This window comes from Acinetobacter pecorum, assembly GCF_014837015.1.
GTDB lineage: Bacteria > Pseudomonadota > Gammaproteobacteria > Pseudomonadales > Moraxellaceae > Acinetobacter > Acinetobacter pecorum.
On the sequence record NZ_JACSPT010000031.1, the window covers coordinates 1 to 13,709 of the forward strand.

Here is a 13,709-nt window from a genome sequence, read left to right on the forward strand (position 1 = left end):
AAAAGACTCGGCTTTAAAAGTCCGAGTCAGGTATTATGGCAACAATATGGTGTTGCACTTCAAATGCTAATCTAAGTATCGAAAAAATGTCAATCAGAACTTCTCTATTTATTCTTTTTCATACCCATTAAACTGAAAAATCATTACCATCCTTCTAAATTAAATCTAAACACTGAATGTCTTTACCTGAATTAGAAATAAAGGTGGTTTAAAAAACTTCATGATATGTAGAAAATTCATTTAAAGCATAACTACATTTAAACACCTTAAAATTCTGTTTACATCCAGATTCAGTATCTGAAATGTAATTGGCTAATGACTAAAAAATGGGTTCAGGAGCAAAAAATTAAGGTAATAACATCCTTTTTAATAGTGATATTTTATTGCCCTTCTCCCGACATCAAAGTTTTATTTATCAACTTCCCTATCATTAACTCATTTTTAATTTGGATTTCCTGTTATGTTGAGATTGCTTTAAAAATCATTAAACAATAACATTACTGATAATTATTATCATTTACATTAACTAAAATGTCTTATACCGTTCCTTCATCATTTCAGCTATCTTTACTCAGTTTTTCGATTTTAATTACACAGCAAAGTTTTGCCGATGATACTCAGCAATTACCGACGATTACCGTTACAGCTGAATCAGAACAGAGTGAGCTTACCTCTGAACAGAGCAAAGCCTATATCATCCAAAATTCGTCAACCGCCTCAAAACTGAATATTCCACTCAAGGAAACGCCGCAAACAGTCAATGTTATCACCCGCCAGCAGCTAGATGACTTTGCCTTGGCTAATACACGGGATGTACTGCGCAATACCCCTGGCATTATCGTCAGTAATCAGGAAACGGAACGGACCTCCTACATTGCCCGAGGTTTCGAGATTTCAAATGTCTTGGTCGATGGCGTTGGCATTCCACTCGAAGGCTATAATTATAATAATGACAATCCAGACAGTTTTTTGTTTGACCGTATAGAGGTGGTCAAAGGCGCGAATGCCTTAAATAATGGAATTGGTGATCCCGGCGCAACTATTAACATGATTCGCAAACGCCCGACATTCGATCTTCAAGCAGCCTTTAATGCCAGTTATGGTTCATGGAATACGCAGCGCTATGAAGCAGATGTATCTTCTCCTTTCACCCAGGATGGAAAAGTCAGAGGCCGTGTATTTGGTTATCAACAGACTGGCGACAGTTATCTGGATCGATATGAACTGGAAAAGAACGGCATAGGGGCTGTTCTGGAAGCAGATGTAACTGACACGACCCTATTGACTGCTGGGTATACCGAAACCAATCATAAGCCAAATGGTGTCAATTGGGGTTCTAATCCGCTGATCAATACCGAAGGTGAGCAGCTCAGTTATTCACGAAGCTATAATTACAGTCCAGACTGGACGTATTGGAATAATAATATTAAAAGTTACTTTGCTGAGCTTGAACAAAAACTGGCAGGCGACTGGACAGCCAAACTGACTTATGATGAAAAACGCACAAAACGCGATTCAAAACTCTTGTTTCTGTCTGGAAAACCCGGCGCAAATGGCACTTCAGGCATCACCCTATATCCCGGTATGTATATTGATGACAATAAAGAGCAACAAGCCAGCCTGAGTTTTAGCGGCACCTATCCGCTTTGGGGACAACGCCATGAAGCCTCTTTGGGCTATGTCTGGGCTAAGAATAGTCTAGATGAATTGGGTTATGCTGGCAGCTTTGCCAATCCGCTGACCACAGATTTAGCCAGCTTTACACCAGAAGAACCAACCTGGGATATGTCGAAAACCAGTGGTGAAATGCATATACGACAGAAGAACCAAAGTCTTTATGCTGCAACCCGACTACATCTGAATGATGATCTTAAACTTCTTTTAGGTGCCAATTATGTTCAGGCTGAGAGCAGTGGTAGCAGTTATGGGACCGACACCATTTATGATGAAGATAAAGTTTTACCCTATGCCGGTCTAACCTATAACTTTAACCCTGAATATATAGGTTATCTGAGTTATACCTCCATTTTCCGTCCACAAACCACCAAAGCAATGGATGGCAGCATTAACAAACCGATCGAAGGTGAAAGCTATGAAGTCGGAGTGAAAAGTTCCTGGCTAGATGACAAGCTTACCGCCACCATGGCCGTGTTCAGAACGGAGCAAAGTAATTACCCACTTCGTGATTCTGATGGTATTCCGACTTTACGCAAGACTCAGGTCAGTGACCTGCGTTCCCAAGGCTATGAGTTCGGCTTAGCGGGGCAACTGAGCGACCATTTAAACTTAAGCTTTGGTTATACCCAATTTAGCCTAAAAGATCTAATCAATGGCGGTGATGCTCGCACGTTCAATCCTACCCAATCTTTTAATCTTTTGACCACCTATCAGGTGCCGCAAATTCCCAAACTGAAATTAGGCCTTGGTGTGCAGTGGCAGGACCGGACCTATCTGGAGGTGCCTGAAGCAACCGCCAATGGAGTGATTACCCAGAAAGCTGGAATCATTGAGCAGGATGCCTATGCACTCGTGAACTTAATGGCCAGCTATGAGCTGAATGAACATATGACCTTGCAAGCCAATGGTAATAACCTGACCAATGAAAAATATCTGTTCAATTTCCCGAATCAGCAAGGTTTTTATGGCGCACCAGCAAATTACAGCGTTGCTGTGAAATTTAAATATTAATTTTTAAGTTGAGCCTTGACGACATGTTCAGGGCTAAATCATCGATACATACACAAAAATAGGTAAAATAAATGAAAAAAATGATCGCTTTGACCATTGGACTGTCTATGACACTTTCAACTCAGGCACATATGCTTTGGCTGGAACGTGATACAGATATGCAGACTCATGCTTTCTTTGGTGAATATAGTGAACAGCTTAAAGAAACGCAGCAAGGTGCCCTGAAGTCTTTCAATCAGGCAAAGGCTGTTCAGGCCAAAAAGATATTTAGTCCTCAAATGCAACAGGATCATTTGCTCTATGCGACCCAAGGCCAGATAGATGTCCAACTCAGTCATGAATTGATCTATGGAGAATCATTGCTGAGCTATCATGCCAAATCCGGCAGACAAAACTTGAAAGCAGAGTCAGAACTGGATATTGTCCCGACCCAAATCAACAGCAATACATTTACGGTACTGTATCAGGGTAAACCTGCTGCTGGTGTTGAAATCACAGTCTTTTCCCCGCAATTCTGGCTAAAGAAATACACCACCAACAGCCAAGGCCAGATTACGATCGCCACGCCATGGAAAGGTCAATATGTCATTGAAGTCGGCAAAGAAGCAGACAAGGCAGGAAAGTTGAATCAGCAGGCCTATAAAAAACAGTATCTGGTAACGACTTTAAGTTTTGTTCATTAAGTTTTTTAGATTTTCATCAGTATAGATTTATTCAAGGCCAAATATGATGTCTGTAATGCAGCCACTCACCATTTTCTATCGCTTAGGAATGACCTTTGGCATGGGCTACTTGTGCAGTTATTTGATCGCACTCGATCTGGCTTACTTTTTACAAGCTTATTTGCCTAAAGCTGAGTCTGTCTATTTGGCCGCCTTTACTGCCCTGATTTTTTATGTCTGTTTTGTGATTGGCATCTTCTGTATCCAAAGTTTAAAAAAGCTTTCTGTATATAGTCTGATTCCTTGCCTTACCTTATTTACCATCTCCCGCTTCATAGGTTAAACCATGCATAAATCTGTCCGTCAATCCATGGCATGGTTACATTCATGGCTAGGTTTAAGCTTTGGCTGGTTACTCTTCGCCATTTTTTTAACAGGCGCCGTCACCTATTACCGACATGAAATCAGTATATGGATGCAGCCTGAATTTACCATGATGCAGGTCAATCAGGAAACTGCCTTAAAATCTGCCTACAGCTATTTACAGCAGCATGCCTCTGATGCCCAGAACTGGTATATCGGAATTGCCAATCAGGATTCCCCGGTCAATAAAGTCTACTGGCAAAAAGCAGATGGCGGCTATGAAGTTAAAACCCTGGATGCTTCCACCGGAAAAGAATTAAACCTCTCGGCCACACAAGGGGGAGATTTTTTCTATAATTTTCATTTTCAGCTCTATGGTATGCCCTACACAATTGGGCGGCTGATTGTGACGATTGCTGCCTTTATCATGCTGCTTACCCTGATTTCGGGAATAATTACCCATAAAAAAATATTAACAGACTTTTTTACCTTAAGAGCATTTAAGGGGCAGCGCTCTTATCTGGATTTTCATAATGTCAGTTCAGTGATTGCCCTGCCGTTCTTTTTGACCATGACATTTACCGGGCTGGCGATTTTCTTTTATATTGTGTTGCCTTCCGGCATGAAAAAATTGTATCCGGACAATCCCTTTCAGTATTTTGAAGAAATTCGCACAGTCAATGTATTGGCCAACCCTGCGGTTCCGGTAAAAACCGAGATGCTGCCAATTCAATATTTTATTACCACGGCGCAGCAACACTGGGGACATGCGGAATTTGACAATATCACAGTCAAGCAGCCCCATACCAAGCTGGCACAAATAACTTTGACGCAACTCAAAGATCATTCCATTACACGAAATCAGGCACAGCTTATTTTAAATGCTGCTACCGGAAAATTGCTTGAAAATACACGAAATGAAAGTGCAATTGCCACACTAAATGCCAGCATGTATGGTTTACATATGGCACGTTTTGCCGAACCTGTTTTACGTTTAGGGTTATTTTTCTCTGGCATATTAGGCTGCGCAATGATTGCATCCGGACTGCTGCTATGGAGCCTGAAACGCCAGATGCAGAAAAAATCAGTGCGGTTTCATCTCGGACACTATTTAGTGAACCGCTTGAATATCACCATAATTATTGGCTTGCCGCTTGCCATGCTGGGATATCTCTATGCGAATCGTTTTATCAGTATCCCTGCGGGTGCACCAAATTATGAGATTTATAGCTTTTTCAGTATCTGGCTTGGCAGTTTTATCCTGGCATGTGTAACCCCACAGCAGCATATATGGAGAATGCAGCTTAAACTTCTGATTTGTGCTGCCTTTATACTTCCCCTGATTGATATTTATTATTTAGTTTCCCAGCAATATATTGCTTCTTTTGCGACTTATTGGCCTTTTTTACGTATTGAGCTAATGTTATGGACCTTGGCACTTCTCGCCCTATTTTTACACCAGAAAATTACGCCAATTCAGCAAAAGGCTATTAAGAAAGTCCAGACCAAACTGAAAGCTGTACAGCAGGAGTCTTCCATATGATATGGATCGCAATCATGGGGCTTTTATGGCTAAGCTGTTTTGGTTTTTATGCGGTGAGTGAAAAGCAGATCGTAAAAACCCGAAAATCTCGATATACTTTTTTAGCAAATTTTCCTAACCATACTAAATTGGCTGCAGGTATTTTCTTATTCGTCGCGATGTTTTTATTACGGACCCAGTTTAGCTCCAGTATTAGCTTTGTGGCTCTATGGGTATTTCTAAGCCCTGTACTTTTTATCTTTATTTTAAAAATAAACAATTTGATAGGAAGATTATAGAATCCAGATCTTAGCTATAAACTAGCAAAAATAATATTTATTGATCATCAAGGATGAATCTATTATGCTTCTACACATTAAATTATAAAAATATCTTAAGATTATAAAAGAATTAAATCAGATCAAGTTTTGTAGGCCTTTAAAATAATAAAGGCTTAACTTTAACTGTAAATTACGCAATCTTAGTAAAAATATGGGTAGATAAAAACCATACCTATACTTAATTTTAAAAATATAGTCATTATTTTCATGAATTCACTTAAAATAATACCTACTGATCAATAATTATATTAATTCATGGAGGATAAACACAATCTAGCCCAATTCATTTCTGATATTGTTCACCATATAATAATCGTGGTGCAATATCATTAGGGTAGCTTAAGCTTATGTATCAGCGATCATCAGAACCTGAAATTTTCCCATAGGGTCGTGATTTGTTGATCACCCAAGGTTCCCAGGTAGCTTTTTGTGTCAAAAAACATTGTCTTTTTATCTTTGTCTGAATATTTGGGCCACCCCGGGTTGCCATATTTAGCAAATCCGACCCAGGCATCATTCATACTGTCAGACAAAGACTGCGGTGGATTAATACCGACGAAATTCTCCGCTTCTTTTGTGTGAAGCGTTCCGAACGTAAACGGCACGTCTACAAAATGAGCAGCACCCAGAAGGCCATTGTAAGCTGGAGATCGCCAGGAAAAGTGATAAAACCACGTGTTTTGATTACGACTCATAATTTGCGCTATATACAGTGCTGGCATCCTGAACGTGTAGTCCGACATGATCTGGGCATAAACGTCCCCCGGGTTCTCCGCGCTGATACTGTTTTTTATATAAGCCTGAAATGCCCCTGTGGGTAGACTCAGCTCATTAATGACTGCCCTCAAATCCTTATCCGTGATTTTCTGTAATTCGCTACCGGGCATCAAATATAACCTGTACTCACTGTCGGTACTCCCCACAATAACAGGGACTCGGTTGCTGTCATTCATCACCAGATCTTCCATTGGGCTTCTAACGATAATTTTAGAGTCCGCAACCGGCAAAAATGCCGTGCCTCCAAGAGAAAGCCTTCCCCATTGGGTAGCATCTTTGATCTGCTCCCCAACTTTCAGGACATTCTGAACCAGATCATCAAAAGATACTTTAGCCACAGCTTCGGGATCGGCAGGAATCCCCAGATTGTCGCTAAATTGCCGGGTGATTCGGGTTGCCTCAGCTGGGCTAAGCCACTGCATCGGAGGGCTCTGAATAATCGCCTGCTGGTAAAGTCCTTTGGTCTCTGGATTGCCTAAAATGATGGCAACACTGCCTGCACCCGCAGATTGTCCAAAGAGCGTCACCCTGTCCGGGTCACCTCCGAAGTTCGCGATATTATGCTGAACCCATTTAAGTGCTGCGATCTGGTCTGCGATACCACGGTTGTCAGGACGTTGAGCAAAATGCATAAACCCATCCACACCCACCCTGTAGTTTACCGTTACGACCATTACCCCTTTTTTAGCAAACACGCTTCCGTCATAAACGGACTCCGTGGCATCTTCCCTGATCCAGGCCCCTCCAGGGAGCCAGACCATGACGGGCAACTTTCCTTCAGCATTGCCAGGCCGCCATATATTGAGAGTTAAGTCGCCAGCGCGACCCACCAGCCGTTGCGCAGGACTTCTTCCCGGCTGTGGCACGGGCCAGTCAGATACGGTCACTTTTATCCCTTGCCAGGGCTGCATGGGTTGGGGGCTCTGAAACCGTCGTTCAGGGGTAAAAGGGTTAGCCACATAGGGAATTCCTTTATAAACGCTGATGCCCTCATCGGTGCAGTAACCCTGTACCTTACCCGCCTCAGTATCGACAACGGGGGCCGGTGCATTGCACTGTAAAAATTCCATTCGTATTCCTCCTGGATTCTGCCCCGCATAATTTAGGTTCAGTAGGATAAAACAATACAATAGGGCTAAAAGCCAAAGAGATTTTTTTTGTTAAAGATAATGAGCCTTCAATAAATTATCTAAAAATAGCTACTTTAAATAACCCGACATATCGTTTTAATCTTAAACTGATGGCTGTATTCATGGATCAACTGATACTTTACTCAGGAAGGCTGGCAAAGCGGCGTAAAAGCTGTGCTTTTACTTTAAGATGCCTCATTCCTCTTCAGTTTGTTTGAGCTGACTTTTAAGGCGCAAGCTTTCTATCTTTGCTTCGAGCAGTTCATGTGCCTCAGGTTTATTACGTAAAGGCTGTAGACCTTTAGCCATTTATGAATGCTGTGCTGAGATACATTTAAACGTTCTGCGACACCAGTGGCAGAATATCCATGTTCACTGATCAATTTTACAGCTTCATCTTTAAATTATGGGGTATCTTGTTGTCCACTCATAAGGTTCTCTCTTAGGCAAAAGAAAATATTTGCCTAGGAGAATGGTGGCAGTCCAGCAGCACATTGAATTGCTCATGCGCTGCTGGCAGAGGTGCATCTGAGTTCTGTGGTTAACTCCATCCACGGACACTGTAAAGACACCTTATATTATTTCTGTGCTCCCTTCTCTGGGGCAAATTTAAATGGTTTGGCCACACGGTAGTGCTTGGTTGCGTTTCCTGAGAATATGTTTTCCTGGTCGACTCCAAGCTCAAGCTTCATCACCTTTCCAGTTTCCTTCGAGAAGTCAATCTGGTTGAGATCGGTCCAGAAGATATTCGGTGACATTGCGGAATCAAAGAAATAGAGGCGCTGCTTATGATCGAACACTGTGCGCCAACGGGTGGTCGCAATTTCCGATTTGCCCGGAGTTGAGAGGCCGAACGGTACAGAAATATTACGGATGATGCCAAAGACACTGGAGCGAAGCTGTTCCGGCTTGGCATTCGGTGGAATTGCCTTCACGTAGTAAGAGGCGCGAGCGAAACGGTCGGCGGCCCGGCTTGTCCCAGGCAACATTGCCGTTCCACCGACTTCTGATCAGTAAGATGCCAGAGCAAGTTGCTCGTCGTATGTAGGAGAATTGGTCATTACCTGATACTGGCGACCATGGTGGATAACTTGCTTGCCGTTGATATACTCGATGATGGCGCTATCGCCGCTTGAGTCAGACAATGACAGGTGAACAGTCGCTTTGAATTGGGTGCCAGGCATCGCATTGGTCACGATCGTAAACGGCTGCTTCTCAAAAGCGGCCACCGCTTCAGCAACAGTTGCAAAGTTGTCAAGGGCATACTGCGCCCAAGCTGCAATCGTCAATCCAGGCGCATCATTTACCTTAAAGGCAGGATACTTTGACTCATCCAGCCAAAGCACATTCGCAACTAGACCCGCTTCGTTCGCCCCGTCACTGGTTGAATTATCGTAGGTAGCCGCCACTACTGATCCATATTTCGATGTCCAGCGAATGGAATTCGGTCCCAATTCGCCATTCCGCTCCATACCCCTAGGAAAAATATAGAGATCGGTTGAGATTGGTTGCTCCCAGTCCATCGAGCGGGCTGTAAAAATATTACTGTCTTGACCTAGATAAACGAAGCGAGAACAAGCATTCGCGGTAGGAATAACGCTTCCGAATACGGCACAGCATGTCAACATACATGCGGCTAATCGTTTTAGTGAGGCTCGGCGCATTGAGATTTCCTCCAACTAGTACACATATATATCGGCAACAGCAGAGATGATCATGTCAAGCCCGCTCCTGAGCTTGCCGGTTGCTTTGCGTTCCGCCATCAGTCGCAAGATGAGGCCCGAATTGTCGTTGAACGACAGGATACGACCCGCAAACAGCACCAGCGGCCTTTCCAGTCTAGAGAATCACTAACCGAGTATGTCGCGCTCCATGATCACTTCCACAAGTTTGCAAAAATTTAGCCAAAGGTGTGTGCCGTTGTCAATGAACGCTTAGTCAGTGGCAACATATGGCATCGATGCCAATCAGGTGATACACTTTATTCGACTTTTCTCTATTTAAAGGCAGGAAGCGGCACTCAGTGCCCTGAACTGCAGCCACTCTTCCTGCCACTTCAATAGATGGCGAATGGACAATTTTTTTAGTATTGAACGGAAGGCCACGGAATTTAATCAGGAATGGCTATAATGCTTCAAGTATGCCCATATGATCCATCACAAGCTAGTTGCTGAAACACTGCCCCGCAATTTTCGGATGCTGAAATCATCGGCAATATCCTGATCTCGAGCATTCTCTTTGCAGGGATTTCTACACGCAATACCCTGAATACCTATGCCAAATGCACAGCTCATCAGAGATTTTATGCAGACTTCATAAATCCACTCTTGTGATCTTAATCAATCTTGTAAGCATATTACCCAACCTCTAAATAACAATAATTATCATTTAAATTATCAAAATAAAATATTTTTACGTGTCAACAACGGCATATATTTTAAAAATATTCCAAGCTATTCTATTACTTTCTGATGAGGAGTAATTCATGGTTGTTGTGACTAATCGCATTTGCGTAAAAAAAGGCATGGGCAAAAAAATGGCCCCAATGTTTACCAAAGAAGGCCCACTTCAAAGCTTTGATGGTTTTGAAAAAGTTGAAGTTTTAGTCTCAGAACAAGAGGATCATGATGAAATGAGTGTCAATATGTATTGGCAGTCACAAGAACAGTTTGAGGTATGGCGTCAGTCTGATGCCTTTAAACAAGCCCATCATCGCCCTGCAAATGGTGGCCCTACTGCTGAAAATAATCCGGTGATAAGCTCTCAGTTAGTCATCTCGCAGGTAGCTTCAACTGCGACTAAAATTTAATTATTTTAAGTAACCCGAATCGCGGATAAGGAAATTAACTTGAAAAACAGGAGGACTAGAGCCATCAGTTGAGTGAGCACACCAAACCTAAAGCTCTAGTCCTGATATTTAATAGTATCGAATTATTTTGCGTAATTGATGATTTCTTTCTTATATATGAAGCAACTTATTGGAAATTTCTCAAACAAAGTTGTCATTCTTTAAGAATCCGAACGGCACAAAAGAAAAAACTAAATACGTCTATATATGTCATAATCAAACTATACAAAACATATGAAAGGTTACAATGTTCCACACAGTCTCTTTATTAACTATAGAACAAATTTATAACTTTTTAAAAGAATCTCCAAATTTTCAGAATAGTACTCAATTTGAAAGGTTGAAGGGGTTTTTCTTTGAACTTCATGACCATAAAATCGGTGAATTTAAAGCGCATCAACCATTAAATTTCAATAAATCCTGGCTAGTAGTAGATGCTGTAGCTGCACCAAATTTTAATCATAAACAATTATTTTTGAAATGGTTATGTATACGATTTAATATTCCGGTTTAAATCAAAAGGACTAATTTTGCATAATACAAAATTAGTCCTTTTAATGAGGCTAAGCTAGCCTTAACTTTTAAAGTACGCTTGAAAAACATACTAGCTTAAACTTTGCATCATCTATGCAATTTTGAAAATTTTCCCACTTAAGGTACTCTGAAAAAACATTTCAAAACCAGGTCGAATATTTTCACCATCAACAGTGATATGTTTTATATTCGAATGAGAGCGAGTACTGGCAAACTGATGATCCACAGTTGCTTGAATAGTGTGTTTAACCCCAAACTGGTCTTTAACATTAATACTCTGTTTAAGCATGTATATACCTTCCATAAAATTACGGTAAAAACTATTTAAATAAATATCTGATTTTTAGTGTTTTTATTTAAACAACTCTATGATCTAGTTTAAACAACTGATTTAAAGAAGTATAAAATGTACGGCCATCTAAATTTAAATCAACCTCCATCCCCGATGAAAGAAGAACTCTTTTACCCACTTCGATTGTTTTTAACCCCTGACGTGTACTTTGCATTTTATTTAGAGGAGTTAATGAAACAATAATTTCGGTACCATTTTTAGCTTTTGCAATTAAATAATTTATTTTTAACAACTTGAATCCTGTTTTTCTGAAAATTTTCCAGTTTTGGAAATAACTTTAAAATTTAATTTTAAATTATAAAAAAAGCACTCATGAGTGCTTTTTATTACTGCTTACTACTGCTTAGATAGCAACAATATTTACAGCATTCGGTCCTTTTTGACCTTGGGCTACGCTGAATTCAACCATTTGGCCTTCCATTAAGGTTTTGAAACCTGAACTTGCGATTTCGCTAAAATGAGCAAAAACGTCTGGACCTGATTCTTGTTGAATGAAACCAAAACCTTTAGTTTCGTTGAACCACTTTACAGTACCTTTAACAACATTTGAGTTTGACATAATATATCCTACTAATTTTTAATAATTTTGAGTCATTTTATTGACTGAGTATAACTTTGAAAATAATAAAGAAGCGACTTAAAATCTGAAAAAACGAAGGATTATGACTAAAACTGCGATACTTAAAGAAGATCTACCGAAACAAGACTTTTTTCTAGTTAAGTTAACTATACACTAAAAATATAAATAATCAAGTTTTTTAATATATATATTTATTTTTCTAATAAAAAACCCAGATTTTATAAAAAATAAATTAAAATCAAATATATATTGTAAATATAACAATATAATGTAATATGCTGGTCTAGCAAGTTTGATAAGTAATGAATGCGATTATATAGTTCTGTAATAACAATATTAATGTTTTTAATTTCGGGAATGATGATTTTTTCCCATATGCAAATCATATATCAACCACCAAATTTTACCGCTTTAAATATTGCCAATTAGCAATATTTAATTAAAAAACCGCCTGTTAGGCGGTTTTTTAATTTTTGAAGAAATAATAAATATCTTTATTTAACATAAAACCTTTTATATGTAACCCAAGCTAATTTTGGGCTTTTTCTTGACTAAGTAAAAATTTGGACATTAAACGTGTTGCCCAAGAAGTCGTTTTAAACATTCCCTCATAAAAACCACAATGGCTCCCCCTTCTTGTAGTCACTACAAGGATATTTGGCATCTTCATAATGGCTTGTTTATAAGGTTCTAAATTTTTAATATGACAAACAGGATCATCTTCTGCATTTAAAATCATTAGGGGTATTTTAATATTTTCAAATACATAAATTGGGTTAGAGGCTTTAACATAGCTTTCATACTCAGAAAATCCCGCCATTTTAAAATATGTTTTCTCAAATTCGGCTAAAGTTTTGACATGTAAGATTTCCTCCCATTGCGGTACTTGCTGCCATATTTCTTGATGGGGCAAAACAAATTTTCGTATGAGTTTCTTAGTCATGATTTTACTATAAACAGGATGAACATTTTTAAATCCTAGTTCAGTGTTATAACCTGGACAAAGGGCAAATGCAGCCTTAATTGGTGTTTTTTCAGCCTCTTCACCTAAGTACCGTATTAATAATCCTGTTCCGGCAGAAGAGCCTACTGCATATAAATCAGAATTTGGAAATTTGTCTTGGATATAAATAATCTGTTCTTTAAGGTCTTGGGTTGAGCCAAAAAGATTAATTTTAGGCACTGTCAAAGGCAGGCAATCATGTCCACGACGTAGACACAATGCCACACGCCATCCTGTATAAGTATTCAAATCACGAACTACTTCTCGCATTGAATCAACTGTGCCTGTAATTGTATGTAAAAGAATTATGGTTGGTCTATCTTCAGGTAGATCTAATCCAAACCAAGCGACTGCTGTAATACCTCCATCAGCCATAGTTAATTGTTGAATAGCATCATATTCTAAATTAATAAAATTCTTTTTGATCATATCAAAAAACATAAGATGCATATGATGATTACGCAGCCAAGGAGTTGGATTATATTGCTGTCGTAATTGCTCTAAGGCAGTAACAGTATCATTTAAAATTCCGTCTTTTTTATAGTAGAGCTTCGGTAATTCGGGTTGAAATTTAACAGCTAACTTTGAATTAGATATATATTTCATAGGATGAAATATATTTTTCATTCTTTTCTCCAGATATTTCAATTTATATCACCATACTAGCACTTTAGAATTTCATCAAATTAAAGACTGAAGATCTATCCACAAAGTAGATTCTTTAATTAGATCAATCGGCTAATTAATATAAAGTTTTTTTACGAAATGAAGAAAGTCCCTTCTGAGATAAGCTTTTACGGTAATAAATTCAGGAGTAAAAAGTAGAGAGTTACTAGGGCGTGTCCTCATTTGAAAAATTGGTTTTAAATACTTAAAATCCTCCTTTAAGCTCTTTTGATTTCTATATTT

Annotated in this window: 12 protein-coding genes and 3 pseudogenes; 8 read left to right on the forward strand and 7 right to left on the reverse strand. The window is 39.5% G+C overall.

Translation table 11 applies throughout. The features are described from left to right. Positions 1-531: 531 nt before the first annotated feature. The 5 genes from H9629_RS14815 (at position 532) to H9629_RS15555 (ending at position 5,534) form a co-directional block, all read left to right on the forward strand. Positions 532-2,688: a TonB-dependent siderophore receptor gene (locus H9629_RS14815; RefSeq protein ID WP_191731402.1), complete on the forward strand. Its 2,157-nt coding sequence runs from the start codon at positions 532-534 to the stop codon at positions 2,686-2,688. A 71-nt stretch (positions 2,689-2,759) separates the two neighbouring features. Beyond that, a complete protein-coding gene (locus H9629_RS14820) occupies positions 2,760-3,371 on the forward strand; it encodes a DUF4198 domain-containing protein (RefSeq protein ID WP_191731403.1) in 612 nt (203 codons plus the stop codon). A 43-nt stretch (positions 3,372-3,414) separates the two neighbouring features. Next, the gene (locus H9629_RS14825; protein WP_191731404.1) at positions 3,415-3,693 is read left to right on the forward strand and encodes a hypothetical protein; all 279 of its coding nucleotides are present in this window, start codon (positions 3,415-3,417) and stop codon (positions 3,691-3,693) included. 3 nt (positions 3,694-3,696) lie between these two features. Then, positions 3,697-5,256, forward strand: coding sequence for a PepSY-associated TM helix domain-containing protein (locus H9629_RS14830; protein WP_191731405.1), 1,560 nt, complete (start codon positions 3,697-3,699; stop codon positions 5,254-5,256). After that, the gene (locus H9629_RS15555) at positions 5,253-5,534 is read left to right on the forward strand and encodes a hypothetical protein (RefSeq protein WP_318245702.1); all 282 of its coding nucleotides are present in this window, start codon (positions 5,253-5,255) and stop codon (positions 5,532-5,534) included. The genes H9629_RS14830 and H9629_RS15555 overlap by 4 nt, the downstream gene beginning before the upstream one ends. A 404-nt stretch (positions 5,535-5,938) precedes the next feature. On the opposite strand, the gene H9629_RS14835 is transcribed toward H9629_RS15555, so the two are convergent. The 3 genes and pseudogenes from H9629_RS14835 to H9629_RS14845 all read right to left on the reverse strand — a co-directional run bounded on the left by H9629_RS14835 (position 5,939) and on the right by H9629_RS14845 (position 9,111). Continuing rightward, complete coding sequence (locus tag H9629_RS14835; RefSeq protein WP_191731406.1) at positions 5,939-7,423, reverse strand: carboxylesterase/lipase family protein; 1,485 nt, start codon at positions 7,421-7,423, stop codon at positions 5,939-5,941. A 137-nt stretch (positions 7,424-7,560) separates the two neighbouring features. Further along, positions 7,561-7,866 (reverse strand): annotated as a pseudogene (locus tag H9629_RS15640) (IS3 family transposase); the annotation flags it as partial. A gap of 195 nt (positions 7,867-8,061) precedes the next feature. After that, positions 8,062-9,111, reverse strand: a pseudogene (locus H9629_RS14845) (linear amide C-N hydrolase). 857 nt (positions 9,112-9,968) lie between these two features. Here H9629_RS14845 and H9629_RS14850 point away from each other — a divergent pair. The 3 genes and pseudogenes from H9629_RS14850 to H9629_RS14860 all read left to right on the forward strand — a co-directional run bounded on the left by H9629_RS14850 (position 9,969) and on the right by H9629_RS14860 (position 10,845). Then, entirely contained in the window at positions 9,969-10,292 is a 324-nt protein-coding gene (locus H9629_RS14850) for a heme oxygenase (protein ID WP_191731408.1), read from the forward strand. Between the two features lie 104 nt (positions 10,293-10,396). Beyond that, positions 10,397-10,513 (forward strand): annotated as a pseudogene (locus H9629_RS14855) (IS982 family transposase); the annotation flags it as partial. A gap of 65 nt (positions 10,514-10,578) precedes the next feature. After that, on the forward strand, positions 10,579-10,845 hold the full coding sequence (locus tag H9629_RS14860; protein ID WP_191731409.1) for a hypothetical protein: 267 nt from the start codon (positions 10,579-10,581) through the stop codon (positions 10,843-10,845). A 111-nt stretch (positions 10,846-10,956) separates the two neighbouring features. On the opposite strand, the gene H9629_RS14865 is transcribed toward H9629_RS14860, so the two are convergent. The 4 genes from H9629_RS14865 to H9629_RS14880 all read right to left on the reverse strand — a co-directional run bounded on the left by H9629_RS14865 (position 10,957) and on the right by H9629_RS14880 (position 13,406). Continuing rightward, a complete protein-coding gene (locus tag H9629_RS14865; protein ID WP_191731410.1) occupies positions 10,957-11,154 on the reverse strand; it encodes a hypothetical protein in 198 nt (65 codons plus the stop codon). A gap of 67 nt (positions 11,155-11,221) precedes the next feature. Beyond that, positions 11,222-11,449 (reverse strand): hypothetical protein, encoded by a 228-nt coding sequence (locus H9629_RS14870; RefSeq protein WP_005168316.1) that lies wholly within the window; start codon positions 11,447-11,449, stop codon positions 11,222-11,224. Positions 11,450-11,560: 111 nt separating this feature from the next. Further along, positions 11,561-11,776 carry a cold-shock protein gene (locus H9629_RS14875; protein ID WP_005237341.1) on the reverse strand — a complete coding sequence of 72 codons (216 nt, stop codon included), beginning with the start codon at positions 11,774-11,776 and terminating at the stop codon, positions 11,561-11,563. Between the two features lie 550 nt (positions 11,777-12,326). Then, positions 12,327-13,406: a YheT family hydrolase gene (locus tag H9629_RS14880; RefSeq protein ID WP_225215833.1), complete on the reverse strand. Its 1,080-nt coding sequence runs from the start codon at positions 13,404-13,406 to the stop codon at positions 12,327-12,329. Positions 13,407-13,709 lie beyond the last annotated feature (303 nt).